This is a genomic window from Streptomyces sp. R41 (assembly GCF_041053055.1).
In the GTDB taxonomy this organism is placed as follows: Bacteria; Actinomycetota; Actinomycetes; order Streptomycetales; family Streptomycetaceae; genus Streptomyces.
Genome location: NZ_CP163443.1, coordinates 3,944,511 through 3,970,417, shown reverse-complemented (window position 1 = coordinate 3,970,417; position 25,907 = coordinate 3,944,511). Strand labels below are relative to the sequence as shown.

The window sequence follows — 25,907 nt, the reverse complement described above, 5'->3', positions numbered from 1 at the left end:
CCCCGGCAACGCAATTTCCGGGAACGTCCCCCAAGACATCCCCAGATGTCAGTCACGCCCCCCAAGACGCTTCTGACATCGCCAACTTAGACTCACGAACCCCTTCGATGGTTACGTTCACATCACTGTGATCTGCGTCTCTTGCATATGTCCTGAAGATACGCAAGAGCCCCGATACGGTAATCGGGGCCCAAGCGTAAGGAAGATGCGCGAGCCTTGTGAAGAGCTTATGTGAGCCTGCCGTTGGACTCTAGAGGGACTCTTACCCCATCGTCATGAGAATGTCCTGAGCCGAAGACTGTTCGTCACCACGAACACCGACGAGAAGGCCATCGCCGCCCCCGCGATCATGGGGTTCAGCAGACCGGCGGCGGCCAGCGGCAGCGCCGCCACGTTGTATCCAAAGGCCCAGACGAGGTTTCCCTTGATGGTCGCGAGCGTCCGCCGCGACAGCCGGATCGCGTCCGCGGCCACCCGCAGATCCCCGCGCACCAGCGTCAGATCGCTCGCCTCGATCGCCGCGTCGGTGCCCGTGCCCATCGCCAGGCCCAGGTCGGCGGTGGCCAGCGCCGCCGCGTCGTTGACCCCGTCACCGACCATCGCGACGGTCCGCCCCTCGCTCTGGAGCCGCTTGACGACGTCGACCTTGTCCTCGGGCAGCACCTCCGCGATCACGTCCCCGGAGTCGATGCCGACGGCACGCGCCACGGCCTGGGCGACCGCCCGGTTGTCGCCGGTGAGCAGGACCGGTGTGAGCCCCAGGCCGCGCAGCGCGCGTACGGCCTCGGCGCTGGTCTCCTTGATCGCATCGGCGACGGTCAGGACACCGAGTGCCACACCGTCCCGGGCGACCACGACGGCCGTACGTCCCTCCGCCTCGGCCGCGCTCTTCGCGCGCGCCAGCTCGTCCGGCAGTACCTCCAGGAACCGGCCCACGGCGACCTCGTGACCGTCCACGCGCCCGCGTACGCCACGCCCGGGCACGTTCGCGAAGTGCTCGATCGCCGGAAAGTCCCCAGCGCGTTCCTGAGCGCCCGCCGCGATCGCCTGGGCAATCGGATGCTCGGAGGCGTGTTCCAGGGCGCCGGCGAGCCGCAGAACATCCTTCTCGGCGGCGCCGTCGACGACGTACACCTCTTGAAGTTTCATCCGTCCCGTCGTCACCGTCCCGGTCTTGTCCAGGACGACGGTGTCGACGCGGCGCGTGGACTCCAGGACCTCGGGGCCCTTGATGAGGATGCCGAGCTGGGCGCCGCGGCCCGTGCCGACCATCAGGGCGGTGGGCGTGGCCAGGCCCAGCGCGCACGGGCACGCGATGATCAGCACCGCGACGGCCGCGGTGAAGGCCGCGACGGTGTCACCCGTGACCGCGAGCCACACCCCGAACGTGGTCAGCGCGATCAGCAGCACCACCGGCACGAAGATCCCGGAGATCCGGTCGGCGAGGCGCTGCACCTCTGCCTTGCCGTTCTGCGCGTCCTCCACGAGCCGCGCCATCTGCGCGAGTCGGGTGTCCGCGCCGACCCGGGTGGCCTCGACGACGAGCCGGCCCCCGGCGTTCACGGTCGCGCCGGTCACGGCGTCGCCGACTGTCACGTCCACCGGCACGGACTCGCCCGTCAGCATGGAGGCGTCGACGGCGGAGGAACCCTCCACCACCGTCCCGTCGGTGGCGATCTTCTCGCCGGGCCGTACGACGAAACGGTCGCCGACCGTGAGCCGCGCGACCGGGACACGGACCTCACGTCCGTCCCGCAGCACGGCGACGTCCTTCGCGCCCAGCTCCATCAGCGCGCGCAGCGCCGCGCCCGCGCGCCGCTTGGAGCGGGCCTCCAGGTAGCGGCCGAGCAGGATGAACGCGACCACACCGGCGGCGACTTCGAGGTAGATCGTCGACGCGCCGTCCATGCGGGAGATGGTGAGGCTGAACTCGTCGTGCATGCCCGGCATGCCCGCGTCCCCGAAGAACAGCGCCCACAGCGACCAGCCGAACGCGGCCAGCGTGCCGACCGAGACCAGTGTGTCCATGGTGGCGGCGCCGTGCCGCGCGTTCGTCAACGCGGCCTTGTGGAAGGGCAGTCCGCCCCAGACGACGACGGGCGCGGCGAGCGTCAGCGAGAACCACTGCCAGTTGTCGAACTGGAGGGCCGGGACCATGGAGAGCAGGACCACGGGGAGGGCGAGCAGGGCGGAGACGACGAGGCGCGCCCGGAGCGAGGCGAGCTCGGGATCCTCTGCGGGCGCGGCTGTTTCCTCCGGCGGTGCGGGCGGTGGGGGCTCCTCGGCCGTGTATCCCGTCTTCACCACGGTGGCGATCAGATCGGCGACCTGTATGCCCTCCGGGTAGGAGACCTTCGCCTTCTCCGTCGCGAAGTTGACCGTGGCGGTGACGCCGTCCATGCGGTTGAGCTTCTTCTCGACGCGGGCCGCGCAGGAGGCACAGGTCATTCCGCCGATGGAGAGCTCCACTTCCGAGGTCGTGGAGATCGTGGCGATCGCGGGAGTCTCGGATGTCCCGGCTATGGGTGTCGCGGGTGCTGCGGTGGTCATGGTCCGGCTCCAGTGAAAGAACCGGGCCGTACGGAGCCAGTATCAGCTGGTCGGTACGGCCCGGTGTGGCGGAGAGGGGTTCCTGAGGTCTGCTCAGGCCGTGCCGACGAGCTCGAAGCCCGCCTCGTCCACCGCGGCGCGGACCGTGGCCTCGTCGAGCGGGATCCCGGAGACGACGGTGACCTCGCCCGTCGAGGCCACGGCCTTCACCGAGCTGACGCCGGCGATCTCGGCGATCTCGCTGCTGACCGAGCCTTCACAGTGCCCGCAGCTCATCCCGCTGACCTTGTAGACGGCGGTGACGGAACCCGGGGTTTCGGTCTGGGCGGTCATGTCATTGCTCCTCGATGAGGGGTGTGGCGTGTGCCGTACGTATGGGGGAGGGGCCCCTGGGGTCCCAGGTTTCCCCTCGACGCTCACCACACTATACCCCTAGGGGGTATTAATCCAAGAGGCGTCGCGGCGTGCCGACAGCGCGTCCGGGCGATCCCCGCGAGCGAGACGAGGACCCGCCCGCTCGGGAACGGACCGCATACCCGATGTGCGGCGCCGCTCGGAACGCGGAAGCAGTGGACCGGTGCGCCCAAGACCGTTCGGGGTGTGCCTACGGGTCGGGACTCGTTTCTGCCCGCTGTCCAGGAACGGTGGAGCAGGTAGTGCTCCCGTCAGGGACACCGAGTGCACCGCCTGCCAAGAAGTAGTTGAACGCGGCCACGTTCCGAGGCCTCGGCCTGTGCCGCTCGTACGCCCAGAGCGCGAAGGTGACGGGTATCAGGAAGCTGCCGAGCAGGATCAGGGTCGGCAGGAGCGCGTTGTTCTTCGTCGCGTACGTGATCACCACGGTCAGCGCCCAGAGTGCGAGCCCGATTCCCAGCCGGCGCCTCCAGAGTCCGGCGCGGATCTGGGGATACGGCATCGGGGGCCGCTGGGGTGCGGGAATGCGTGCCCGGGGTGCATCGGGCTGCTGATTCTGGGTCACGGCTCATCCCTCGGGCTCGGACGGGTTGATTCGGCGCAGGCGAAGGTGAATCGGTGCAGACGTGTCGATTTGGTCGAACTTTATGGCAAATAGCCCCTATGTCGCAGACCCGGAGGCTCATCCTGATCATGGCCGTCGCGGTGCTCGCCCCACTGCCGGCGTACGGAATCAGCCGCTGACTGCCGGTGTCGCTGGTCATCTTCGAGATCCTGATCGGAATCCCGGTCGGCCCTGACGTATTGGGCTGGGCCGGTGAGGGGCCGCTCACCGACGGGCTCTTCGACCTCGGCCTCGCGATGCTCGTCTTTGTCGCCGGATCCGAGATCGAATACCACGCCGGATACGAGATCGAGTTCGACGAGGTCCGGGCGACGCGCTGAAGCGCTCGGTCGGGGCGTGGCTGATCCCGCCGGCGGCCGGCTGAAGCTGGGCGTGCTGCTCACCGGCGTCTCGAGGGGGCGCTCGGCTCTACATCGGTACGGCCCTCACCGGCACCGCGGTCGGCACGGCGCTGCCCGTCGGCGGTGAGGTGCGGTTCGCCTAGGTGGCCGTCCGGTCGCCGAACATCGGCTCGAGGTAGCGGAACAGGATGTTCTTCAACTCCCGGACGTACGCCTCGCGCTCGGCTCCTTCGTGGGCGAGGACCAGCTCCAGGCCGGCCTTGTACATGCCCAGGCAGACATGAGCGGTGCGCGTGACCTCGGCGGTGGGGGTGGTGGGCAGGAGCGAGGAGAGCAGCGCCTCTATCCGGGAGACCAGGGTCGCGTGCAGGGCGTCGTGCTCCTCGGTGATCCGGCCGGGGATGTCCGGACCGTGCATCAGCGCGAAGAACACGGGGTGGTCGCAGTTGAAGGCGATGAAGCGGTCGACGGCGGCGCCGACGGCTTCCTCCAGCGGGGTCGCGGGGTCGACCGGGGCGAGTGCCTCGCCGTACGTCGCGCGCATCTCGTGCATGAGCCGGTCGCCCAGCTCGATCGCGATGGCCTCTTTGTTCGGGAAGAACTGGTACAGCGTGCCCGGCGAGACGCCTGCCTCGCGGGCGATGGCGTTCGTGCTGGCGGCGGTGTAGCCGGTCGTGCAGAAGACGGAGGCGGCGGCCTCCAGCAGCTGGGCGATACGGCGCTCGCCGCGGGCCTGCCGACGGCGGGGCCGTTCGTCGGCCTCCTGCTGCTTCTCGGGCATCTCGGGCACGAGTTATCCCCAGCTCTCCGAACGAGATTGACAAACGCGAGCGGTCGCTCGCATTCTGGTGAAACGCGAGCGATCTCTCGCGTTTGCCAGTCTATGGCAAGAGGCGACCCATGCTGCCTGAACGGATGGGTGGGGTGCAGGGTCACGGTGAAGGGGACACCGCACGATGACCGATGTCAGCAGCGCAGGTCACGGCCCTGAGAAGGGCGAGGGCGACGACCGCGGGAAGGGCTCGGCCGGCGGTCGTGGGAGCGGGACGGGCGATGGCCGCGGGACGACTTCGGGCGATGGCCGCGGCAGTGGTACGGGCGGCGGATCACGGGAGAGTGGCGCGCGGGTGGGCGGCTGGACCCGTTTCGTGACGGCGCAGCCCCGGCTGTCCCTGCTCGTCGCGCTGCTGCTCACCGCGCTCGCCGTGGTCGCCGGCAGCGGGGTCGCCGACCGGCTGGGCAGTGGCGGCTGGCAGGACCCGACTGCCGAGTCCACCTATGCGACCAAGGCGCTGGAGCGGGAGTTCCCCGCCTCGCAGCCCAACCTGCTGCTCCTCGTCGACACGGGTAGCGCCTCGGTCGACGCTCCCTCGATCGCCGCCGAGGCGAATCGGCTCGCGGCGCGGCTCGCCGACGAGCGGGGCGTCACGGGCGTCGGTTCGTACTGGCAGTCCGGCTCACCGGCGCTGAAGGCGAAGGACGGGCACGAGGCGCTCGTCACCGCGCGGCTGACGGGAGACGAGAAGACCGCCGGCGAGACCCTGGACCGCCTGGCACCCTCCTACCGGGGGACGCACGGCCCGGTCGAGGTCAAGGTCGGCGGACCGGTCGCCGTGCAGCACGAGATGCAGACCACCATCCGCGAGGACCTGACCCGGGCCGAGGTGATCGCCCTGCCGGTGACCCTGGTGCTGCTGGTGATGGTCTTCGGCAGCGCGATCGCGGCCCTGCTGCCCCTCTTGGTGGGCATCATCGCGATCCTGGGCACGAACGCGGTACTGCGCGGCCTCACCGAGTTCACCGACGTCTCGGTCTTCGCGATGAACCTCACCACGGCCCTCGGGCTCGGCCTCGCGATCGATTACGCCTTGTTCATCGTCCGCAGGTTCCGCGAGGAGCTCGCCACGGGCGCCGAACCGTTGACCGCCGTGGGCACCACCCTGCGCACCGCGGGCCGCACAGTTCTCTTCTCGTCCCTCACGGTCGCGGTGTCCCTGGCCGCCATGCTGCTCTTCCCGCAGTACTTCCTGCGCTCCTTCGCGTACGCGGGCATCGCCGTGGTGCTGCTGGCCGCGGCGGCCGCGCTGATCCTGCTCCCGGCGGCGCTGATGCTGCTCGGAAACCGGGTGAACGCTCTCGACCTGCGGCGCCTGTTCCGGCGCGGCAAGCCGCCGACGACCGGCGGAGGAGCCGCCTGGGGTCGCATGGCCTCCCTCGTCATGCGCAGGGCGCCGATCTTCGCGGTGGCCACCACGGTCGGCCTGGTCGTCCTCGGACTTCCCTTCCTGGGCGTGAAGTTCGGCACCGCGGACGACCGCCAGCTGCCGTCCGGCGCCGAATCGCATGTGGTCCAGCAGCACATACGGGACGGCTTCCCGGGCAACCCCGGCGGCAGCCTGGAAGTACTCGCCGAGGGGCGGGCCACCGAGACCCAGTACGCGCGGTACAAGGACCGGATCGCCGCGCTGCCCGAGGTACTGCGGGTGGACGGGCCTCTGGTGAAGGGCGACTCGGCGTACGTCACGGTGCTGCCGAAGGGTGAGGCCGTCGACGACGGGGCCCAGCGCCTCGTGGGCGAACTCCGCGCGACGGACGCCCCGTTCGACACGTCGGTGACCGGCACGGCCGCCGTCCTGGTCGACTCCAAGCACGCGATAGCCGACCGGCTCCCCTGGGCGGCGGCCTTCATCGCGATCGTCACCCTGCTCCTGGTGTTCCTCCTGACCGGCAGCGTGCTGATCCCGATCCAGGCGGTGCTTCTCAACGCGCTCAGCCTGACGGCCATGTTCGGCGCGGTGGTCTGGGTCTTCCAGGACGGCCATCTGTCCGGCCTGCTGGACTTCACCAGCCCGGGTTCGATCGAGACGACCCTCCCGGTGCTCATGTTCTGCGTCGCGTTCGGCCTCTCCATGGACTACGGCGTCTTCCTCCTCTCCCGAATAAAGGAGGAGTACGACCACACCGGCGACCACCGGGAGGCGGTCCGCTTCGGACTGCAGCGCACTGGCGGGCTGATCACCGCGGCCGCGGTCATCCTCGCGGTGGTGATGGTCGCGATCGGCACCTCCCGCGTGACCAACACCAAGATGCTCGGCCTGGGTATCGCGCTCGCCGTGCTGATGGACGCGATGGTCGTCCGCAGCCTGCTGGTCCCGGCGGTCATGCGCCTCACGGGCCGCGCCACCTGGTGGGCGCCGGGGCCGCTGCGGCGATTCCACGACCGGTTCGGACTCAGTGAGGGGGAGGCGCCGACGGCCGGGGCCCTGGAGGTGCCGGAGGAGGGCGACCGGGACAAGGACAAGGACAAGAAGCAGGACAAGGACCAGGACCGGGATCGGGACAAGGCCGAGGCTCGCGGCTAGCGTTCACCCGGAAGGTGATCTCCGGGCGGAGGGCGAGGCGGATGCGGGCAGTGGTGTTCGAGCGGTACGGGGAGCCGGCCGAGGTACGCGAGGTGGCGGACCCGACTCCCGCGGAGCACGGGGTCGTGGTGCGGGTCGAGGCCACCGGGCTGTGCCGCAGCGACTGGCACGGCTGGATGGGGCACGACCCGGACATCACGCTGCCGCATGTGCCGGGGCACGAACTCGCGGGGGTCGTCGAGGCGGTGGGCGCCCGGGTTACCGGCCGGCACCCCGGCGACCGGGTCACCGTCCCGTTCGTCTGCGCCTGCGGAAGCTGTCCCTCGTGCGCGGCGGGCGACCATCAGGTGTGCGAACGGCAGACCCAGCCGGGGTTCACGCACTGGGGCTCCTTCGCGCAGTACGTGGCACTCGACCACGCCGATGTGAACCTGGTCGCGGTGCCCGACGAGCTGTCCTTCGCCACGGCGGCCTCGCTGGGCTGCCGGTTCGCCACGGCGTTTCGCGCGGTGGTCGCGCAGGGCCGGGTGGCCGCGGGGGAGTGGGTCGCGGTGCACGGCTGCGGAGGCGTGGGCCTGTCGGCGGTGATGATCGCCGCGGCGTCGGGGGCGAGGGTCGTGGCCGTCGACGTGTCACCGGGGGCGCTCGACCTGGCACGGAAGTTCGGGGCGGCGGAGTGCGTGGACGCGTCCCGCGTCGAAGACACGGCGGAGGCGGTACGGGAACTGACGGGTGGCGGCGCGCATGTGTCGCTGGACGCCCTCGGCTCCCCCGTCACCTGCGCGGCTTCGGTGAACGGCCTGCGCCGCCGGGGCCGCCATGTCCAGGTGGGCCTGCTGCCCTCGCCGACGGGTTCCAGCCCGGTGCCGATGGCCCGCGTGATCGGTCTCGAACTCGAACTGCTGGGCAGCCACGGGATGGCGGCGCACGCCTACCCGGGGATGCTGGAGCTGGTCCGGGCGGGGGTGCTCCGGCCCGACCTCCTGGTCACCTCCACCATTTCGCTGGACGCGGTGCCGACGGCGCTGGCGGCGATGGGGACGGCACCGGGGTCGGGCGTGACGGTCATCGAGCCGTGGAGCTGACCCCCGTCTTCGGGTGCCCGCGGTGTGCGGCCCACTCGTGGGCGAGGATCGCCATGATCGTCTCGTCGACCCAGACGCCGTCCCGCGTCTCGGTCTGGCGCCGGACACCCTCCTCGACGAAGCCGACCTTGTCGTAGACGCGGCGGGCCCGTTGGTTGTGGCTGTAGAGCTCCAACTCGATCCGGTGCAGGCCCAGTTGCTCGAATCCGTGACCGACGATGAGCCGGGTGGCTTCGGTGCCGAGCCCCTTCCCGCGCCCGCGGGGGCCGATGAGCGTGCGGAAGGTGCAGCTGCGGCCGGCCGGGTTCCAGTCGTAGAGGACGACCTCGCCGACGAGTTCACCGCTCGCGCGGTCGGTCACGGCGAGGTCCAGCCGGTCGGTCTGCGCGCTGCGGGAGCCGTACCAGGAACGCAGCCGTTCCAGGGTGAGTTCGGCGGACGGCTCGCCGGTGAAGCGGCTGACCTCCGGGTCCTCGACGATCTCCGCCATACCGAGGGCGTCGTCCTCGGTGAAGGGCCGCAGGACAGTCCTGTCTCCGGTGAGCACGGGTTTGAGCGAGAAATCGGTGGGGGCCATCTCCGGATCTTCGGCAACCGACCGGCGTACGGGCAAACGAATTAGGACTGTGCCCCGCACGCCTCGGGCGGGGCACAGAGCGCGGCGGGTTGGCGTACGTCAGTCGTCTCTGCGGCTGCGATTTCCCGGGCGGGAGGCGACCCAGGCCCGGACGGTCTCCGCGTACCAGTAGGGCTTTCCGCCCTCCACATGGTCGGGCGGGGGGAGCAGCCCGTGCTTGCGGTAGGACCGCACGGTGTCCGGCTGCACCTTGATGTGCGCGGCGATCTCCTTGTACGACCAGAGCCTGCGGTCGGTCATGGTGGCACCTCCCTGCGCGCACCGCGGCGGCGGCCGGGGGCGGCCGTCGGGGGAGCCGGGCGCTGCGCTGGCGATCAGAAAGCCTGTGCCCCGTGAACGACACAGCGTGAGCGCAGGGCAGCCCCTGTAGACCGGGTGTGACCCAAGACCCGCGTACACGCGACATGCGTGACAGAAGGGTGTTCTTTGTGACACGGGTGACGCATTGGGGGGGCAAGGGCCACCGCTACCGCCGTGGCGTGCACGGCCGGGCTGTTACTGCTGTGGGCAATCGTCCCGCAGGGCGATGGGGGTCCCCCCTGCTCGAGCGAAGCCGAGAGCTTGGGGGAGGGTGGGCACAGCCGGCAGCGCCGGGTGCCGTTCAACCAGGGTCAAGGTGCACCGCCCGTACGGGCGCGCCAAGATGGGCCGGACCCGCTGCGCCGGGCCCGGCCCACCGGCTCCCCGCACCCCCCGCATCCCCCCGGGTCCGTGGCCGGAAGACCCCAGCGTGCAGTCAACGGATCCCACCGGTCTTGGAAAAAATCGCACCCCGGTCACTCTGGTCACGCCGATCGGCCAAGAGCACCAGGCTGGTGGCCTCGCCCGCCATGCGGTCAGCCGCCGGAGGCCCGGCCGCCGGCCCCGGCGGAGCCCCCCGCGCCGCCGTGAACTCACGCGGCGTGCAGCCGGTCATCGTCTTGAACTCCCCACTGAGGTGGGCCTGGTCATAGAACCCGCACGCCGCCGCCGTCTCCGCCTGCGACCGTCCCGCCGCGAGCAGCCGCCGCGCCCGCTGCAACCGCAGCACCCGCGCCGCCGCCTTCGGCCCGAGCCCGATCTGCTCCCGGAAACGGTTCTCCAACTGCCGTACGCTCCAGCCGACCTCGTCGGCGAGCCGGGGCACCGGTATCGTGCCCCAGGTCCGCTGGAGGTGCTCCCACGCCCGTACCACCCGCGCCGAACTCGGCGTTCCCGCCTCGGCCCAGCGCGCGAACACGTCGTCCAGCAGCCCGAACCGCTCGGCCCAGCCGGGCAACGCGGCCAGCGCGGCGGAGAGTTCACCGATGCTGCGCCGGCGGTTCCGGCTCGAACGGGCGCCCAGCAGATGCGGCAGTTCGTCGGGATCGACCGTCCGGTCGGCGAGTTCGTACTGCGGCGTGCCGAAGAGGGTGAACGCGGCCCACGGTGCGAGCAGCACCTCGATGCCCGCGAGCCGTCCGCCGTGCTCGCCGACGGCCGCGGTGGTGGCCGGTCCGGAGAACACCGACACGAGGGTGGCGGGAGGCCGCCCCGCGCGGGAGATACGCAGCGGCTGTTCGAAGCCCAGCAGCAGCGTCGCGGCGCCGATCGGTGCCTCCAGCCTGCGTCGCGGCCCGTCGAGGGCGAGCCGGATCCCGCGGTAGCTGATCACCCCGGGCCGCAGCCGCGGATGGGGCAGCGCGACGACGGTCTCCCAGGCGCCGCCCGGTCCGGATCCCCCGCGCGAGACGACCTCATCCCGTGCCCGCTGCCCCGTCGCCATCCGTCACGCCCCTCCCACCGCCGCCCCGCACCTGGGGAAAACCCATGGTGCAACGGGGCACGGGAGACCGGAAGGCCCGCCGAGCCCCGGGCTCTCGGCGGGCCCCCACGACCACGGCGGTACACGCCCGCAGGGCCTCGAAATCGCTTACGTCCCGCAGGAACTCGAAGGGCTTGCGCCCACAGGAACCCGAAGCCCCTTACGCCCCGCAGGACCTCAGGAACGCCCGGGTCCGTTGCGCGATCGGGAGCGGCTTGTCCGGCGGACAGGGGTACATGTCCTGCTCGACGATCGCGAAGAGGTCGACGTCGAGCTGCTGCGCGGCGGCGAGGACGGGCTCCAGCGCCGGTACGCCGGACGGCGGTTCGCACATCACACCGCGGGCCACGGCGGGCCCGAACGGCACCTCGTTCGCGCGGACCTCGGCCAGGATCAGCGGGTCCACCTGCTTGAGGTGGAGGTAGCCGATGCGCTCGCCGTACGTCTCGATGAGCTTGACGCTGTCACCGCCGCAGTACGCGTAGTGGCCCGTGTCGAGACACAGCGACACCAGCGACGAGTCGGTCGCGTCGAGGAAACGCGTGACGTTCTCCTCGCTGTCGATGTGTGTGTCGGCGTGCGGGTGGACGACGATCCGCAGCCCGTAGCGCTCGCGCACCTCGTGGGCGAGCCGCTCGGTCTGGGCGGTCAGATTGCGCCACTGCGTCGGCGTCAGCGTGCTGTCCTCCAGCACCTCGCCGGTCTTGTCGTCCCGCCAGAAGGCCGGGATGACGACGAGGTGCTCGGCGCCCATCGCCTGGGTGAGCGCCGCGATGTCCGAGACGTGCGCCCAGGTGGACTCCCACACCTCGGGGCCACGGTGCAATCCGGTGAAGACCGTGCCGGCCGAGACGGTGAGCCCGCGCCGCGCGGTCTCCTCCTTGAGGACGGCCGGATCGGCGGGCAGATAGCCGTACGGGCCCAGCTCGATCCACTCGTACCCAGACGCGGAGACCTCGTCGAGGAAGCGCTGCCAGGGAACCTGCTGGGGGTCGTCGGGGAACCAGACGCCCCAGGAGTCGGGAGCCGAACCGATCCGGATGCGCGAGAGTGAGGACGGAGACGACGACTGCGGTGACTGTGACGACTGAGGCGATGACTGCGGTGACAACGACGTCATGGGCGTCAGCTTCCGGCGGCCCCCGGGAGGTGTCAAGGCCTGGTCCGGATGTCCGGACAAAACATTGACAGGGCTCCCCGCGCGGGAATACACCTGGGGGCAGCCGACGTGAAGGGAACTCGATGGCGTACGACCTGATCACCATGGGGCGGATCGGCGTGGACCTCTACCCGTTGCAGACGGGGGTCCCGCTGGCCCAGGTGACGTCCTTCGGGAAGTTCCTCGGCGGCTCGGCGACGAACGTCGCGGTGGCCGCCGCCCGGCTCGGACGGCGCACGGCGGTGATCACTCGGACGGGTGAGGACCCCTTCGGCACCTACCTCCACGAGGCGCTGCGCGACTTCGGCGTCGACGACCGCTGGGTCACGCCGGTCCCCGGCCTGCCGACCCCCGTCACCTTCTGCGAGATCTTCCCGCCGGACGACTTCCCGCTGTACTTCTACCGGCGGCCCAAGGCCCCCGATCTGGAGATCGACGCGCACGACCTCGACCTGGACGCCATCCGCGAGGCCCGCGTCTTCTGGGTGACGGGCACGGGCCTGAGCGAGGAGCCCAGCCGCACGGCGACCCTCGCGGCGCTGGCCCACCGCGCCAAGTCCGCCGCGACGGTCTTCGACCTCGACTGGCGGCCCATGTTCTGGAAGGACCCCGAGTCCGCCAGGCCCTTCTACGCCGAGGCCCTGCGCCACACCACCGTCGCCGTAGGCAATGTCGACGAGGTCGAGATCGCCACAGGGGAGCGGGAACCGCACGCGGCCGCCCGCGCCCTGCTGGAAGCCGGCGTGGAACTCGCCGTCGTCAAACAGGGTCCCAAGGGCGTCCTCGCCGTCCACCGCGACGGCACCTCCGCCGAGGTCCCGCCCCTCCCGGTGACGGTCCTCAACGGCCTCGGGGCCGGCGACGCCTTCGGCGGTTCCCTGTGCCACGGTCTGCTCGCCAACTGGGATCTGGAGAGCGTCATGCGGCACGCGAACGCCGCCGGCGCCATCGTCGCGTCGCGCCTGGAGTGCTCCTCCGCGATGCCGACACCCGAAGAGGTCGAGGACGCCCTCACGGCTGGAGCGGTGCTATGAGGGCGGGGCATGTCGGGGGAGCGCGGCACGAAGAAGGGGGAGACGCGCCCACGGGTGCCCCCGTCGCGTACGAGCGGCTCCGATCCCCGCACCGGCGCGTCGACGTCGCCGACCTCGTCCGCACCCGCACCCATCACCCCGAGGCGATCGCCGAGGCCGCCGCCCGCCGGGCCCGCCGCCCCCTCGTCGACGACTCCGGCCGGCTGATGATCATTGCCGCGGACCATCCGGCCCGCGGCGCCCTGGCCGTCGGTGACCGCAAGTTCGCCATGGCCGGCCGCGCCGATCTCCTCGATCGACTCTGCCTCGCCCTGTCCCGCCCCGGGGTCGACGGCGTGCTCGCCACCGCCGACATCCTCGACGACCTGCTGCTGCTCGGCGCCCTCGACGGCAAGGTGGTCATCGGGTCGATGAACCGGGGCGGACTCGCGGGCGCCTCCTTCGAGCTGGACGACCGGTTCACCGGGCACCGCCCGCGGGACATCGAGCGGCTCGGCTTCGACGCGGGCAAGCTGCTGCTGCGCATCGACTACGACGACCCGGGCTCACTGCGCACCCTGGAAGCCACCGCCAGGGTCATCGACGAGATGGCGGAGCGCCGGCTCCCGGTCTTTGTCGAGCCGTTCCTGTGCCGCCGCCGTGACGACGGAACGCTGCGCAACGACCTGAGCGCCGAGGCCGTCACCAAGTCCATCGCCATCGCCAGTGGCCTGGGCGGCAGTTCGGCGTACACCTGGCTTAAGGTCCCCGTCACCGACAACCCCGACGACATGGCCCGCGTCATGGAGACCTCCACCCTGCCCTCCGTCCTCCTCGGCGGCGACGTCGGAGAGGACCAGGAACGCGCCTATGAGAAGTGGCGCGGCGCGCTGCAACTCCCCACCGTCCAGGGCCTGGTGGTCGGCCGTTCGCTGCTCTACCCGGCGGACGGCGATGTGGCCGCGGCCGTGGACACCGCCGTAGGACTCCTGTGAGGGCCGCATGAGCAACGAGCAGCAGACCAACGAGCTGTACGTCCCCAAGGGCACCACCGCCGACGCGAACTACGCGCTCGACATCGACCCCAAGCGCGCCGGCTGGACCCACAGCAGCCTGCGGATCGTGGAGCTGGGACCCGGTGGTACGCACACCTTCACCACCGGTGACAGCGAGTGGATCGTGCTCCCCCTGAACGGCGGTTGCGCCGTGCAGGTGGAGGACGACGAAGAGTTCCAACTCCTGGGCAGGCAGAGCGTGTTCGCCAAAGTCTCCGACTTCGCGTACGTGCCCCGTGACGCCCGGGCCCAGATCGCCTCCGGCGCGGGAGGCCGCTTCGCCCTGGCAGGAGCGAAGTGCGAGCGCCGACTCCCCGCCCGCTACGGCCCCGCGCCGGAGGTTCCCGTCGAAGACCGAGGCAGCGGCAACTGCGCCCGCAAGGTGCGCAATTTCGCCTCCGCCGACGCCTTCGACTGCGACAGGCTCATCGCCGTCGAGGTCATCACCCCCGGCGGCAACTGGTCCTCGTACCCGCCGCACAAGCACGACGAGCACCGGCCCGGTATCGAATCGCGGCTCGAGGAGATCTACTACTTCGAGATCGACGGTCCGAACGGATTCGGCTATCAGCGCGTATTCCCTTCGCACGAGGGCGGATCCGACGTCCTCGCCGAGGTCCGCACCGGCGATGCCGTCCTCGTCCCCGACGGATGGCACGGCCCGTCCATCGCCCAGCCCGGCCACACGATGTACTACCTGAACGTGATGGCCGGACCGGGCGAGGAGCGGGAGTGGCGGATCTGCTTCCACCCGGAACACGTAGACAACACAGGAAGCACAGAGGGATACCGATGACCTCAACGACGAGGCTGACGGTCGCACAGGCGCTGGTGCGGTTCCTGGCCGCCCAGTACACGGAACGGGACGACGAGCGGCAGCGGCTGATCGGCGCCACCTGGGGCATCTTCGGCCACGGCAACGTCGCCGGGATCGGCCAGGCACTCATCGAGTACGGCGATGTCATGCCGTACCACCAGGGCCGTAACGAACAGGCGATGGTGCACGCGGCCGTCGGGTACGCGCGCCAGTCCAACCGTCTGTCCACGCACGCCGTGACCACCTCCATCGGCCCCGGCGCCACGAACCTCGTCACCGGCGCCGCCCTCGCGACGATCAACCACCTCCCGGTCCTGCTCCTGCCCGGCGACGTCTTCGCGACCCGCCCCACCGACCCGGTGCTCCAGCAGCTCGAGGTCCCGTACGCGGGCGATGTGTCGGTCAACGACTGTCTGCGCCCGGTGTCGAAGTACTTCGACCGCATCACCCGTCCCGAGGCGCTGATCCCGGCCGCCCTGCAGGCCATGCGGGTGCTCACCGACCCCGTCGAGACCGGCGCGGTCACGCTCGCGCTGCCGCAGGACGTGCAGGCGGAGGCGTACGACTGGCCCAAGGAGTTCTTCGCCGAGCGGATCTGGACCGTACGCCGTCCGGCGCCGGACGGGAGTGAACTGGCCGCCGCCGTACGGGCGATCCGCGATGCCCGCCGCCCCCTGATCGTCGCGGGCGGCGGGGTCCGCCACAGCCGCGCCGAGGAGGCGCTCGCCGAACTCGCCGCCGCCACCCGCATCCCCGTCGCCTCCACCCAGGCCGGCAAGGGTTCCCTGCGCTGGGACCACCCGCAGGACGTCGGCGGCATCGGCCACACCGGCACCGCGACCGCCGACGAACTCGCCCGCACCGCCGACCTGGTGATCGGCGTCGGCACCCGCTACACCGACTTCACCACCGCCTCAGGCACCCTCTTCAACGCCTCGGACGTCCGCTTCCTGAACCTCAACATCGCGCCCTACGACGGCCACAAGCTCTCCGGGCAGACGCTGATCGCGGACGCGCGCGTGGGACTCGAAGAGCTCACCGAGGCGCTGCTGCTGCACAAGCACCGCGCCGAGCCCGCGTACGTCACCGAGTACACGGACGACAAGGAGCGCTGGGAGTACCGGGTCGACGCGGCGTACGAGGCGGAGGACGTCGACATCCGGCCGACGCAGCCGCAGGTCCTCGGCATACTCGACGAGCTGGTCACCGAGGACGACATCCTGATCAACGCGGCCGGTTCGCTCCCCGGTGATCTGCACAAACTGTGGCGGGCGCGCTCGCGCGACCAGTACCACGTCGAGTACGGCTACTCGTGCATGGGCTACGAGATCCCGGCCGCGATCGGGGTGCGGATGGCGGCCCCCGACCGTCCCGTCTGGGCGCTGGTCGGCGACGGCACGTATCTGATGATGCCGACGGAGATCGTCACCGCCGTTCAGGAGGGCATCGCGATCAAGGTCCTCATTCTGCAGAACCACGGGTACGCCTCCATCGGCGGTCTCTCCGAGTCCGTGGGCGGCGAGCGGTACGGCACCGCGTACCGCTACCGGTCCGAGGACGGTTCGTACACAGGGGCGCCGCTGCCCGTCGACCTCGCCGCCAACGCGGCCAGCCTGGGCATGCGGGTCCTACGCGCGAAGACCGTCCGCGACCTGCGGGCCGCGCTCTCCGAGGCCCGGGCCGCGGACACTCCCACATGTGTCTACGTGGAGACCGAAACGGCAGACACAGTGTCGGGCGCGCCTCCGGCCCAAGCCTGGTGGGATGTACCCGTGGCCGAGACCGCGACCCGATCGTCGGCGGTCAAGGCGCGCGAGGAGTACGACCGGCACGTCGCCGCCCGACGCCGCCATCTGTGAAGGAGTTTTTGGCCATGACGAAGACCGTCAACCACTGGATCGGTGGCAAGACTGTCGAAGGTGCGTCGGGTACGTACGGGCCGGTCACCGACCCGGCGACCGGCGCCGTGACCACGCGGGTCGCCTTCGCGAGCGTCGACGAGGTCGACGCCGCGGTCGCCGCCGCGAAGGACGCGTACGCGACCTGGGGCCAGTCCTCGCTGGCCAAGCGGACCACGATCCTCTTCAAGTTCCGCGCGCTGCTCGACGCCCACCGCGACGAGATCGCCGAGCTGATCACCGCCGAGCACGGCAAGGTCCACTCCGACGCGCTCGGTGAGGTCGCGCGCGGCCTCGAGATCGTCGACCTGGCGTGCGGGATCACCGTGCAGCTGAAGGGTGAGCTCTCGACCGAGGTGGCCTCCCGGGTCGACGTGTCCTCGATCCGGCAGCCGCTCGGCGTCGTCGCCGGCATCACGCCGTTCAATTTCCCGGCCATGGTGCCGATGTGGATGTTCCCGCTGGCCATCGCGTGCGGCAACACCTTCGTCCTGAAGCCGTCGGAGAAGGACCCGTCGGCGTCGCTGAAGATCGCCGAGCTGCTGGCGGAGGCCGGTCTGCCGGACGGTGTCTTCAACGTCGTGCACGGTGACAAGGTGGCCGTCGACCGCCTCCTGGAGCACCCGGACGTGAAGGCGGTGTCCTTCGTCGGTTCGACGCCGATCGCCCGCTACATCCACACGACGGCCGCCGCGAACGGCAAGCGCGTACAGGCCCTCGGCGGCGCGAAGAACCACATGCTGGTCCTCCCGGACGCCGACCTGGACGCGGCGGCGGACGCGGCGGTGTCGGCGGCGTACGGCTCGGCGGGCGAGCGCTGCATGGCCATCTCGGCCGTGGTCGCGGTCGGCTCGATCGGCGACGAGCTGGTGGAGAAGATCCGCGAGCGCGCCGAGAAGATCAAGATCGGCCCCGGCAACGACCCGACCTCCGAGATGGGCCCGCTGATCACGGCCGCGCACCGCGACAAGGTGGCGTCGTATGTGAAGGGCGCCGCGGACCAGGGTTCCGAGGTCGTCCTCGACGGCACGGGTTACACGGTCGAGGGCTTCGAGGACGGCCACTGGATCGGCCTCTCGCTGCTGGACCGCGTGCCGGTGACGGCGGACGCGTACAAGGACGAGATCTTCGGCCCCGTCCTGTGCGTGCTGCGCGTCGACACGTACGAGGAGGGTGTGGCGCTGATCAACGCGTCCCCCTTCGGCAACGGCACCGCGATCTTCACCCGGGACGGCGGCGCCGCCCGCCGCTTCCAGCTGGAGATCGAGGCGGGCATGGTCGGCGTGAACGTGCCGATCCCGGTGCCCGTCGGCTACCACTCCTTCGGTGGCTGGAAGGACTCCCTCTTCGGCGACCACCACATCTACGGCAACGACGGCACGCACTTCTACACCCGCGGCAAGGTCGTCACCACCCGCTGGCCGGACCCGTCCGAGGCCCCGACCGGCGTCGACCTCGGTTTCCCGCGCAACCACTGAGGCCGCCCAGGCTGCTCCCGGTGCCCCGCCCCTCATCCGAGGCGCGGGGCACCGCCGCGCTCGGCTCCGCTGCGCCTCGGCGTTCTCCCGGCTGGCAGACGTCCGGAGTGCGGACCAATCCTGGCGAATTTTGGCGCCTCGACTGCGGTTCTCGTCATGAGGTGATGAAACGGGTGACGCAGGCTGCAGACCGATATGACCTTTGAAAGCAAGGTCACATTCTGCTGAGTCTTGATGATTGCCATACAGGGGTGTCGACGCCTGGGAAAGTGATGTGACGTGCGTCGCTCCGCTACTGCGGATTCCGTAGGTAAACCGCCATTGACGCAACGGTTTCCGTCAAGGTTCCATCAACGCCGGGAGCGGACGAAGAGATGTACGACGCGAGCCGCCGGAGGCGATAACGCTCCCGCCCGAATCACCTGACGCACGAGTCGATCGGAACCGCTTCATGACCGACACGCTCCGCCCTGTCGAGACCGCCGTCCCGGACGCCGCCCCCACGGCCTCCGGGAACCCCCAAAAGCTCAAGCGATCCATCGGCATCGTCGGCGGCACCCTGCTGACGCTCTCCTGCGTGACGCCCGCCTCCACACTGTTCGTGGTCGTGCCCGACCTGTTCTCGTCCCTCGGCACGGCGACCGCGCTGACCATCGCGATCGGTTCGCTGCTCTGTATCGCCGTGGCGTTCTGCTACTCGGAGCTGGGCACCCTCATCCCCAGCGCGGGCGGCGAGTACGCCATGGTCTCCACGATGGCCGGACGCCTCGCGGGCTGGCTGGTCTTCGTGCTCTCGCTCCTCGTCGTCATGATCGTGCCACCGGTGATCGCGATGGGCACGGCGGACTACCTGGCGCCCATCGTGCACCTGAACCCGTCGATGGCGGGCGCCGGAGTGATGATCCTGGCCACCCTTGCGGGCCTGCTCGACCTGCGGGCCAACGCCTGGATCACCGGCGTCTTCCTGGTCCTCGAAGTCATCGCGGCGGCCGTCGTGGCGGTCCTGGGCTTCGCGCACAGCGAGCGCGGCGCCGGCAGCCTGGTCTCGATGCAGGTGGCGGGCTCCGGAGGTCACACCGACACCGTGACGGCCATGCTGGTCGTCTCCGGGCTCGCGATCGCCCTCTTCGTCACCCAGGGCTTCTCGACCGCGGTCTACCTCTCCGAGGAACTGGAGAATCCGCGCCGCAACGTCGCCCGTACGGTCCTCGCCACTCTGGCCATCTCCACGGTCATCATCCTGGTCCCGGTCGTCGCGATCACCATGGGCGCCTCCGACCTGTCGACCCTGACCGGCGGCGACATCAGCAGCATGGTCACGGCCTGGTCGAACTCCGCCGTCGGCACCTTCGTCAGCCTCTGCGTGGCCCTCGCCATCATCAACGCGGGCATCGTCATGGTCATCCAGAACTCCCGGGTGCTGTTCGCCTCGGCCCGCGACAAGGCGTGGCCCGAGCCGGTCAACAAGGGCCTCTCCCGGCTCGGCCGCTTCGGCTCCCCCTGGGTCGCCACCCTCCTCGTGGGCGTCCCCGGCGCGGCCCTGTGCTTCGTCAACCTGGACACCCTGTACGGGGTGACCGGCGTGTCGGTGACGGGCATGTATCTGCTGGTCGCGGTCGCCGCACTGCTCGCCCGCCGCGGCAAGCACGCCGACACGCCCGCCTGGCGCATGCCGCTGTGGCCCGCGATGCCGGTCCTGCTGATCGCGGTCCTCGCGTACATCCTGAGCCAGCAGGAGACGAGCTACCTGCTCTGGACCGGCGGCATCACGGCCGTCGCCACCCTGTACTGGGCCTTCTACCTGCGGCCGCGCCGCGAGACCCGCTGGCTGGTGTCGATCCCGGAGGACGCGCAGGCCTGACGGTCACGCGAAGTCCCACGCAACCACCGTGCACGACCCGTCGTCCTTGCCACCCGCGCTGCGGTAGGTGGCAAGGGCGACGTCGTTTCCGGTGTCGACACCGACCCACATCCCGTAGCAGCCGCGTTCGCGGGCGAGGGCGGCGAGCTCCCGGATCAGCGCACGTCCGGTGCCGCGCCGCCGGAACGGCTCGCCGACCGCCAGCTCGTAAAGGAACATCTCGGTGCCCTTGTCGGGGTGGACCGTCTCGACGCCGCTGATGAAGCCGACGGGACTGCCGTCCTCGTACGCGAGGAAGATGTGGTGGCCCTGGGTGTCCAGGAAACGCTGGGCCCACTCGGGGCGCACGGGGTGGTCGAAGAGGTACTCGGCGGCGGTCAGTTCGCCGACGGTGCCGGCGCGGCGCATCTCCATGGGCCGTTCGTACCACGGACGCGGTATGCGGGACCGGGGCCGTACTCCCCTGGGAGGGGCGAGGGTTCAGCCCGGCGGTTGCATCGGTTGTCGGTGGCGGCCCGTACCGTTGACGCATGGATCTTCGACTGCCCCGACTGCGCGGGCCCCGGCGGTGGATCGCGGCCGCGGCCGCCGCCGTCGTCGTGCTCGCCGGCGCGGGCACGTGGACGGCTGTCGCCTCGGGCGACACCCCGCCCGTGCACCGCGCCGACCGCGTCATGGCGATGGGCGGCGGGGTGCGCATCGACACCTCGTACTTCACCGCGGGCTCGTCCTCGGACCGCCGCCCCGCCGTCCTCCTGGCGCACGGCTTCGGCGGCAGCAAGCGGGACGTACGGGACGAGGCGGAGAAGCTCGCCCATGACGGGTACGCGGTGCTGACCTGGTCGGCGCGCGGCTTCGGGAAGTCCACCGGCAAGATCGGGCTGAACGACCCCAAGGCCGAGGTCGCCGACGTCTCGAAGCTCATCGACTGGCTGGCCGAGCGCCCGGAGGTCCAGCTCGACAAAAGCGGCGACCCGCGCGTGGGCGTCACCGGCGCCTCGTACGGCGGGGCGATCTCCCTGCTGGCCGCGGCCTACGACCAGCGGGTCGACGCGGTCGCCCCGGCGATCACGTACTGGAACCTGTCGGACGCCCTCTTCCCGAACGGGGTCTTCAAGAAGCTCTGGGCCGGCATCTTCATCAACTCCGGCGGCGGCTGCGACCGGTTCCAGGCCCAGCTGTGCTCGATGTACAACCGGGTCGCGGAGGCCGGAAAGCCGGACGCGGCGGCCTCGAAGCTCCTCGAGGAGCGCAGCCCTTCCGCCGTCGGCGACCGCATCAAGGTGCCCACGCTCATCGTGCAGGGCCAGTCCGACTCCCTCTTCCCGCTCGGCCACGCCGACGCGATGGCCAAGGCGATCAGGGCAAACGGCGCGCCCGTCGACGTCGACTGGATCTCCGGCGGCCACGACGGCGGCGACATGGAGACGAGCCGCGTCGAGTCCCGCGTCGACTCGTGGTTCGACCGCTATCTGAAGGACGACAAGAGCGCCGACACGGGCCCCGCCTTCCGCGTCACCCGCACCGGAGGCATCGACTCCACCGACGGCGCCGCTCTGCTCAGGGGTGCGAGCGGGGACAGCTATCCCGGACTGGAGAGCGGACAGCACGCCATCGCGCTGAGCGGCCGCGAGCAGAGCTTCGACAACCCGGCGGGATCGAATCCGCCCGCCATCTCGGCCCTCCCGGGCCTCGGCGGCTCGGGCGGCCTCGCGCAGCTCTCGTCCCTCGGCGTCGGGATCTCCCTCGACTTCCCGGGCCAGTCCGCACAGTTCGAGTCCCGGGCCTTCGGCAGCGATCTGCGGATCACCGGCTCGCCGACGGTGACGGTGCACGTCACGTCGAGCAGCGACGACGCGGTCCTGTTCGGGAAGGTGTACGACGTCGGGCCGGGCGGCGCCCAGCAGGTGCTGCCCTCGCAGCTGGTCACGCCGCTGCGGGTGGAGGGCGCGAAGTCCGGCAAGGACGTCACGGTCACCCTTCCCGCCATCGACCACGAGGTGCAGAAGGGCCACCGGCTGAAGCTGGTCCTCGCGTCGACCGACCTCGGCTATGCCTCACCGGCGGCCCCGGCGACGTACACCGTGTCCCTGAAGAGCGACCTTCAGGTCCCGACGGCACCCGGCGTGAGGACCGCCGCCGCGCCGCTGCCCGCCTGGGTGTGGTGGCTGCCGCTGGCCGGAGCGCTGGTCGCGCTGGCGCTGCTGCTGACGGGCCGCCGTCGTACGACGCCGGGGGCACCCGATCCACAGCTCGCCGAAGTCCCGCTCCAGATCACCGACTTGAGCAAGCGGTACGCGAAGTCGGCGGACCGGTACGCGGTACGGGACCTGTCCTTCCGCGTGGAGAAGGGCCAGGTCCTCGGCCTGCTCGGGCCGAACGGCGCGGGCAAGACGACCACCCTGCGCATGCTGATGGGCCTGATCAAGCCCGACGGCGGCGAGATCCGGGTCTTCGGGCACCAGATCAGGCCGGGCGCACCGGTGCTCTCCCGGGTCGGGGCGTTCGTCGAGGGCGCGGGCTTCCTGCCGCACCTCTCGGGCCGCGAGAACCTGGAGCTGTACTGGCAGGCGACGGGCCGTCCGCCCGAGGACGCGCACCTGGAGGAGGCGCTGGAGATCGCGGGCCTCGGCGACGCGCTGGCCCGCGCGGTCCGCACCTACTCCCAGGGCATGCGCCAACGCCTCGCCATCGCCCAGGCGATGCTCGGCCTCCCGGACCTCCTCATCCTCGACGAACCGACCAACGGCCTCGACCCGCCGCAGATCCGTGAGATGCGCGAGGTCATGATCCGTTACGCCGCCGCGGGGCGCACGGTCATCGTCTCCAGCCATCTTCTGGCCGAGGTCGAGCAGTCCTGCACGCACCTGGTGGTCATGGACCGCGGCCGGCTGATCCAGGCGGGCCCGGTGAGCGAGATCGTCGGCTCCGGCGACACCCTTCTCGTCGGCACCGGTTTCCCCGTGGAGGAGCCGGTCGTCGAGAAGGTCGGCGCTCTGCCGGGCGTGGCCTCGGCCGCCGCCGCCGACGGCGGGCTGCTGGTCCGCCTCGACCCCGACGGGAGCGCGGAGCGGCTGGTCGTGGAGCTCGTACGGCTCGAAGTGCCCGTGGCGTCGGTGGGCCCCCATCGCCGTCTGGAAGACGCGTTCCTCACCCTGATCGGAGGCTCAGCATGAGCACGCTCGTGGAGCGCACCGAGACGGCCGACGGGTACCGGGCGCGCCGCACGCTTCCGTTGCGCGTGGAGCTGATCCGGCAGTTGAAGCGGCGCCGCACCCTCGTCATGGGCGCGATCCTTGCGGCGCTGCCCTTCGTCCTCGTCGTGGCGTTCGCGATCGGCGGCGATCCCGGCTCGCGCAACGGCCAGGTCACCCTGATGGACACGGCCACCGCGTCGGGCGCGAACTTCGCCGCGGTGAACCTGTTCGTGTCGGCGGGCTTTCTGCTGGTGATCCCGGTCGCGCTGTTCTGCGGGGACACGATCGCCTCCGAGGCGAGCTGGTCGTCACTGCGGTATCTGCTGGCGGCTCCCGTGCCCCGGGCCCGCCTGCTGTGGTCGAAGCTCACCGTCGCCCTCGGCCTCAGCCTCGCCGCGATGGCGCTGCTGCCGGTCGTCGCGATCGCGGTGGGCACTGCGGCCTATGGCTGGGGCCCCCTGGAGATCCCCACCGGCGGCGCGCTCTCCGCGGGCACCGCGACCCAGCGGCTTCTCGTGGTGATCGCGTACATCTTCGTGTCCCAACTGGTCACCGCGGGGCTCGCGTTCTGGCTGTCGACCAAGACGGACGCCCCGCTGGGCGCGGTCGGGGGCGCGGTCGGCCTGACGATCGTGGGGAACGTACTGGACGCGGTCACCGCTCTCGGCGACTGGCGCGACTTCCTGCCCGCGCACTGGCAGTTCGCCTGGGCCGACGCCGTTCAGCCGAACCCGGAGTGGAGCGGCATGATCCAGGGCACGGCGATTTCCATAACGTATGCGCTCGTGCTGTTCGCCCTGGCCTTCCGCGGTTTCCGGCGCAAGGACATCGTGTCCTAGGTCTCCGGAGGATCACCTACCGGTCTCGACGGCCGCCCGCCGTGGCCGCTTCGAGATCCATCCGCAATGCACCGGAGCGCACATCCCGGCCCCCTCGGACGTCACAGTCACAGACGTCGGCCCACACACAGGCCGCTCACCGAGGGGGCTCAGATGGGGATGGACCACATACGGACGCAGGCCACAGGAAGCCGTAGGCTCCGCGGCACCCTGCTCGCGCTGACGGCGGCGGGCGCCGTGCTGCTGACGGGATGCAGCGCGAGCGGCAGCGGCAACTCGAACACGTCGGACGGTGCCGAAAAATCCGGCGGGCGCAACCTCCCCCTGCCCGCCCCCGCCCAGCCGTCATCGGGCACGGCGCAGGGACAGCAGGAGGGCGAGCAGACCGGCGCCCCCGACCGCGAGGTCGCGCCGTCCCCCGACTACCTCTCCACCTTCGCCCTCGACGTCGACACCGCCTCGTACGGCTACGCGCGCCGCACCCTCGCGAACGGGCGGATCCCCGACCCCTCCACCATCCGCCCCGAGGAGTTCGTCAACAGCTTCCGCCAGAACTACGAGCGCCCCGACGGCAACGGCTTCTCGGTCACCGTCGACGGAGCCCGCACGGACGACGACCGCTGGTCGCTGGTCAGGGTCGGCCTCGCCACCCGCGCCGCCGAGGACGACCGCGAACGACCGCCCGCCGCCCTCACGTTCGTCATCGACGTCTCCGGCTCGATGGAGGAACCGGGCCGCCTCGACCTGGCCAAGGACTCCCTCGACGTGATGACCGACCGGCTGCGCGACGACGACTCGGTCGCCCTGGTCACCTTCAGCGACGACGCCGAGACCGTCCTGCCGATGACCCGCCTCGGCGACCACCGCGGCCGCGTGCACGACGCGATCGACGGCCTGGAGCCGCAGGAGTCGACCAATCTCGGCGCGGGCGTGGACACCGGGTACGACGCGGCGGTCGAGGGACTGCGCGAGGGCGCCACCAACCGGGTCGTGCTGATCTCCGACGCACTCGCCAACACCGGCGACACGGACGCGGACAGCATCCTGGAGCGGATCTCCGGCGCCCGCCGCGAGCACGGCATCACCCTCTTCGGCGTCGGCGTGGGCAGCGACTACGGCGACGCCCTGATGGAACGCCTCGCCGACAAGGGCGACGGCCACACCACCTACGTCTCGAACAAGGACGACGCCCGCAAAGTCTTCTGCGAGCAGCTTCCGCAGAACATCGACCTCACGGCCCGCGACGCCAAGGCGCAGGTCGCCTTCGACCCGCAGACGGTCGAGAAGTTCCGGCTGATCGGCTACGACAACCGCAAGGTCGCCGACGAGGACTTCCGCAACGACCGGGTGGACGGCGGCGAGGTGGGCCCCGGCCACACCGTGACCGCCCTCTACGCCGTCCGCACCAGGCCCGGCGCCTCCGGCCACCTCGCGACCGCGAGCGTCCGCTGGCTCGACCCGGACACCCGCGCCCCGCACGAGGCCTCCGGCCAGCTGGAGACGACCGCCCTCCACGACGACCTGTGGACCTCACCCACCTCCTTCCAAGTCGCCGCCGTGGCCGCCTACTTCGCCGACGCCCTGCGCGCCGACGACGCCCGCTGGAGCAGCTCCCTGCCCGGCGCCCTGCCCCTCGGCGAACTCGCCACCCGCGCGCGCAAACTGGCGAACACCTCGCAGGACACGGCGACAGGCGGCCTGGCGACCGCGATCGAGCAGGCGCGCCGAGCGAGCAACTGCGAGCTGGGCTGTTCCGGGTAGCCGACCTGTGTCCAACCCATTGAATTTCCATT

General features: G+C 70.8%; 20 protein-coding genes and 1 pseudogene. 12 read left to right on the top strand and 9 right to left on the bottom strand.

Going from position 1 to position 25,907, the window contains the following annotated elements; translation table 11 throughout:
* Positions 1–273: 273 nt before the first annotated feature.
* From AB5J53_RS18300 to AB5J53_RS18290, 3 genes and pseudogenes are all read right to left on the bottom strand, one after another.
* On the bottom strand, positions 274–2,550 hold the full coding sequence (locus tag AB5J53_RS18300; RefSeq protein WP_369246731.1) for a heavy metal translocating P-type ATPase: 2,277 nt from the start codon (positions 2,548–2,550) through the stop codon (positions 274–276).
* A gap of 93 nt (positions 2,551–2,643) precedes the next feature.
* Positions 2,644–2,883: a heavy-metal-associated domain-containing protein gene (locus AB5J53_RS18295; protein WP_369246730.1), complete on the bottom strand. Its 240-nt coding sequence runs from the start codon at positions 2,881–2,883 to the stop codon at positions 2,644–2,646.
* Positions 2,884–3,283: 400 nt separating this feature from the next.
* A pseudogene (locus tag AB5J53_RS18290) lies at positions 3,284–3,466 on the bottom strand (PrsW family intramembrane metalloprotease); the annotation flags it as partial.
* 248 nt (positions 3,467–3,714) lie between these two features.
* Between AB5J53_RS18290 and AB5J53_RS18285 the strand changes: the two are divergent.
* Positions 3,715–3,909, top strand: a complete 195-nt coding sequence (locus AB5J53_RS18285; protein WP_369246729.1) for a hypothetical protein — start codon at positions 3,715–3,717, stop codon at positions 3,907–3,909.
* A 160-nt stretch (positions 3,910–4,069) separates the two neighbouring features.
* Here AB5J53_RS18285 and AB5J53_RS18280 read toward each other — a convergent pair whose 3' ends face one another.
* Positions 4,070–4,711, bottom strand: a complete 642-nt coding sequence (locus AB5J53_RS18280) for a TetR family transcriptional regulator (protein WP_369252304.1) — start codon at positions 4,709–4,711, stop codon at positions 4,070–4,072.
* Positions 4,712–4,886: 175 nt separating this feature from the next.
* Between AB5J53_RS18280 and AB5J53_RS18275 the strand changes: the two genes are divergently transcribed.
* Together AB5J53_RS18275 and AB5J53_RS18270 are read left to right on the top strand one after the other, a co-directional pair.
* Positions 4,887–7,292 (top strand): MMPL family transporter, encoded by a 2,406-nt coding sequence (locus AB5J53_RS18275; RefSeq protein WP_369246728.1) that lies wholly within the window; start codon positions 4,887–4,889, stop codon positions 7,290–7,292.
* 41 nt (positions 7,293–7,333) lie between these two features.
* Positions 7,334–8,377, top strand: a complete 1,044-nt coding sequence (locus AB5J53_RS18270) for a zinc-dependent alcohol dehydrogenase family protein (RefSeq protein ID WP_369246727.1) — start codon at positions 7,334–7,336, stop codon at positions 8,375–8,377.
* On the opposite strand, the gene AB5J53_RS18265 is transcribed toward AB5J53_RS18270, so the two are convergent.
* The 4 genes from AB5J53_RS18265 to AB5J53_RS18250 all read right to left on the bottom strand — a co-directional run bounded on the left by AB5J53_RS18265 (position 8,358) and on the right by AB5J53_RS18250 (position 11,917).
* Positions 8,358–8,954 (bottom strand): GNAT family N-acetyltransferase, encoded by a 597-nt coding sequence (locus AB5J53_RS18265; RefSeq protein WP_369246726.1) that lies wholly within the window; start codon positions 8,952–8,954, stop codon positions 8,358–8,360. The genes AB5J53_RS18270 and AB5J53_RS18265 overlap by 20 nt on opposite strands.
* A 99-nt stretch (positions 8,955–9,053) precedes the next feature.
* Positions 9,054–9,254, bottom strand: a complete 201-nt coding sequence (locus tag AB5J53_RS18260; protein ID WP_369246725.1) for a helix-turn-helix transcriptional regulator — start codon at positions 9,252–9,254, stop codon at positions 9,054–9,056.
* A gap of 496 nt (positions 9,255–9,750) precedes the next feature.
* Positions 9,751–10,758, bottom strand: coding sequence for a helix-turn-helix domain-containing protein (locus tag AB5J53_RS18255; protein ID WP_369246724.1), 1,008 nt, complete (start codon positions 10,756–10,758; stop codon positions 9,751–9,753).
* Positions 10,759–10,957: 199 nt separating this feature from the next.
* Positions 10,958–11,917 carry a sugar phosphate isomerase/epimerase family protein gene (locus AB5J53_RS18250; protein ID WP_369246723.1) on the bottom strand — a complete coding sequence of 320 codons (960 nt, stop codon included), beginning with the start codon at positions 11,915–11,917 and terminating at the stop codon, positions 10,958–10,960.
* Positions 11,918–12,039: 122 nt separating this feature from the next.
* Here AB5J53_RS18250 and iolC point away from each other — a divergent pair, with 122 nt between their 5' ends.
* The 6 genes from iolC (at position 12,040) to AB5J53_RS18220 (ending at position 20,078) form a co-directional block, all read left to right on the top strand.
* Positions 12,040–12,990, top strand: coding sequence for a 5-dehydro-2-deoxygluconokinase (iolC, locus tag AB5J53_RS18245; protein WP_369246722.1), 951 nt, complete (start codon positions 12,040–12,042; stop codon positions 12,988–12,990).
* Positions 12,987–13,964: a deoxyribose-phosphate aldolase gene (locus AB5J53_RS18240; protein ID WP_369246721.1), complete on the top strand. Its 978-nt coding sequence runs from the start codon at positions 12,987–12,989 to the stop codon at positions 13,962–13,964. Before iolC ends, AB5J53_RS18240 begins: the two co-directional genes overlap by 4 nt.
* Positions 13,965–13,971: 7 nt before the next feature.
* Positions 13,972–14,820, top strand: a complete 849-nt coding sequence (gene iolB, locus AB5J53_RS18235; protein ID WP_369246720.1) for a 5-deoxy-glucuronate isomerase — start codon at positions 13,972–13,974, stop codon at positions 14,818–14,820.
* Positions 14,817–16,700 carry a 3D-(3,5/4)-trihydroxycyclohexane-1,2-dione acylhydrolase (decyclizing) gene (gene iolD, locus AB5J53_RS18230; protein ID WP_369246719.1) on the top strand — a complete coding sequence of 628 codons (1,884 nt, stop codon included), beginning with the start codon at positions 14,817–14,819 and terminating at the stop codon, positions 16,698–16,700. The genes iolB and iolD overlap by 4 nt, the downstream gene beginning before the upstream one ends.
* A 14-nt stretch (positions 16,701–16,714) precedes the next feature.
* Positions 16,715–18,217: a CoA-acylating methylmalonate-semialdehyde dehydrogenase gene (gene mmsA / locus AB5J53_RS18225; protein WP_369246718.1), complete on the top strand. Its 1,503-nt coding sequence runs from the start codon at positions 16,715–16,717 to the stop codon at positions 18,215–18,217.
* 451 nt (positions 18,218–18,668) lie between these two features.
* Positions 18,669–20,078 carry an APC family permease gene (locus tag AB5J53_RS18220; RefSeq protein ID WP_369246717.1) on the top strand — a complete coding sequence of 470 codons (1,410 nt, stop codon included), beginning with the start codon at positions 18,669–18,671 and terminating at the stop codon, positions 20,076–20,078.
* A 3-nt stretch (positions 20,079–20,081) separates the two neighbouring features.
* Here AB5J53_RS18220 and AB5J53_RS18215 read toward each other — a convergent pair whose 3' ends face one another.
* Positions 20,082–20,492 (bottom strand): GNAT family N-acetyltransferase, encoded by a 411-nt coding sequence (locus AB5J53_RS18215; protein ID WP_369246716.1) that lies wholly within the window; start codon positions 20,490–20,492, stop codon positions 20,082–20,084.
* A 116-nt stretch (positions 20,493–20,608) separates the two neighbouring features.
* Between AB5J53_RS18215 and AB5J53_RS18210 the strand changes: the two genes are divergently transcribed.
* The 3 genes from AB5J53_RS18210 (at position 20,609) to AB5J53_RS18200 (ending at position 25,875) form a co-directional block, all read left to right on the top strand.
* Positions 20,609–23,254, top strand: coding sequence for an alpha/beta fold hydrolase (locus tag AB5J53_RS18210; protein WP_369246715.1), 2,646 nt, complete (start codon positions 20,609–20,611; stop codon positions 23,252–23,254).
* Positions 23,251–24,114, top strand: a complete 864-nt coding sequence (locus AB5J53_RS18205; RefSeq protein WP_369246714.1) for an ABC transporter permease — start codon at positions 23,251–23,253, stop codon at positions 24,112–24,114. Before AB5J53_RS18210 ends, AB5J53_RS18205 begins: the two co-directional genes overlap by 4 nt.
* 159 nt (positions 24,115–24,273) lie before the next feature.
* Positions 24,274–25,875 carry a von Willebrand factor type A domain-containing protein gene (locus tag AB5J53_RS18200; protein ID WP_369246713.1) on the top strand — a complete coding sequence of 534 codons (1,602 nt, stop codon included), beginning with the start codon at positions 24,274–24,276 and terminating at the stop codon, positions 25,873–25,875.
* The last annotated feature ends 32 nt before the right edge of the window (positions 25,876–25,907 follow it).

What these genes read in the sequence shown, in the direction of transcription:
- AB5J53_RS18300 (WP_369246731.1), bottom strand. Translation starts at nt 2,550, where the DNA reads ATGACCACCGCAGCACCCGCGACACCCATAGCCGGGACATCCGAGACT.
- AB5J53_RS18295 (WP_369246730.1), bottom strand. Translation starts at nt 2,883, where the DNA reads ATGACCGCCCAGACCGAAACCCCGGGTTCCGTCACCGCCGTCTACAAG.
- AB5J53_RS18280 (WP_369252304.1), bottom strand. Translation starts at nt 4,711, where the DNA reads ATGCCCGAGAAGCAGCAGGAGGCCGACGAACGGCCCCGCCGTCGGCAG.
- AB5J53_RS18275 (WP_369246728.1), top strand. Translation starts at nt 4,887, where the DNA reads ATGACCGATGTCAGCAGCGCAGGTCACGGCCCTGAGAAGGGCGAGGGC.
- AB5J53_RS18270 (WP_369246727.1), top strand. Translation starts at nt 7,334, where the DNA reads ATGCGGGCAGTGGTGTTCGAGCGGTACGGGGAGCCGGCCGAGGTACGC.
- AB5J53_RS18265 (WP_369246726.1), bottom strand. Translation starts at nt 8,954, where the DNA reads ATGGCCCCCACCGATTTCTCGCTCAAACCCGTGCTCACCGGAGACAGG.
- AB5J53_RS18260 (WP_369246725.1), bottom strand. Translation starts at nt 9,254, where the DNA reads ATGACCGACCGCAGGCTCTGGTCGTACAAGGAGATCGCCGCGCACATC.
- AB5J53_RS18255 (WP_369246724.1), bottom strand. Translation starts at nt 10,758, where the DNA reads ATGGCGACGGGGCAGCGGGCACGGGATGAGGTCGTCTCGCGCGGGGGA.
- AB5J53_RS18250 (WP_369246723.1), bottom strand. Translation starts at nt 11,917, where the DNA reads ATGACGTCGTTGTCACCGCAGTCATCGCCTCAGTCGTCACAGTCACCG.
- iolC (WP_369246722.1), top strand. Translation starts at nt 12,040, where the DNA reads ATGGCGTACGACCTGATCACCATGGGGCGGATCGGCGTGGACCTCTAC.
- AB5J53_RS18240 (WP_369246721.1), top strand. Translation starts at nt 12,987, where the DNA reads ATGAGGGCGGGGCATGTCGGGGGAGCGCGGCACGAAGAAGGGGGAGAC.
- iolB (WP_369246720.1), top strand. Translation starts at nt 13,972, where the DNA reads ATGAGCAACGAGCAGCAGACCAACGAGCTGTACGTCCCCAAGGGCACC.
- iolD (WP_369246719.1), top strand. Translation starts at nt 14,817, where the DNA reads ATGACCTCAACGACGAGGCTGACGGTCGCACAGGCGCTGGTGCGGTTC.
- mmsA (WP_369246718.1), top strand. Translation starts at nt 16,715, where the DNA reads ATGACGAAGACCGTCAACCACTGGATCGGTGGCAAGACTGTCGAAGGT.
- AB5J53_RS18220 (WP_369246717.1), top strand. Translation starts at nt 18,669, where the DNA reads ATGACCGACACGCTCCGCCCTGTCGAGACCGCCGTCCCGGACGCCGCC.
- AB5J53_RS18215 (WP_369246716.1), bottom strand. Translation starts at nt 20,492, where the DNA reads ATGGAGATGCGCCGCGCCGGCACCGTCGGCGAACTGACCGCCGCCGAG.
- AB5J53_RS18210 (WP_369246715.1), top strand. Translation starts at nt 20,609, where the DNA reads ATGGATCTTCGACTGCCCCGACTGCGCGGGCCCCGGCGGTGGATCGCG.
- AB5J53_RS18205 (WP_369246714.1), top strand. Translation starts at nt 23,251, where the DNA reads ATGAGCACGCTCGTGGAGCGCACCGAGACGGCCGACGGGTACCGGGCG.
- AB5J53_RS18200 (WP_369246713.1), top strand. Translation starts at nt 24,274, where the DNA reads ATGGACCACATACGGACGCAGGCCACAGGAAGCCGTAGGCTCCGCGGC.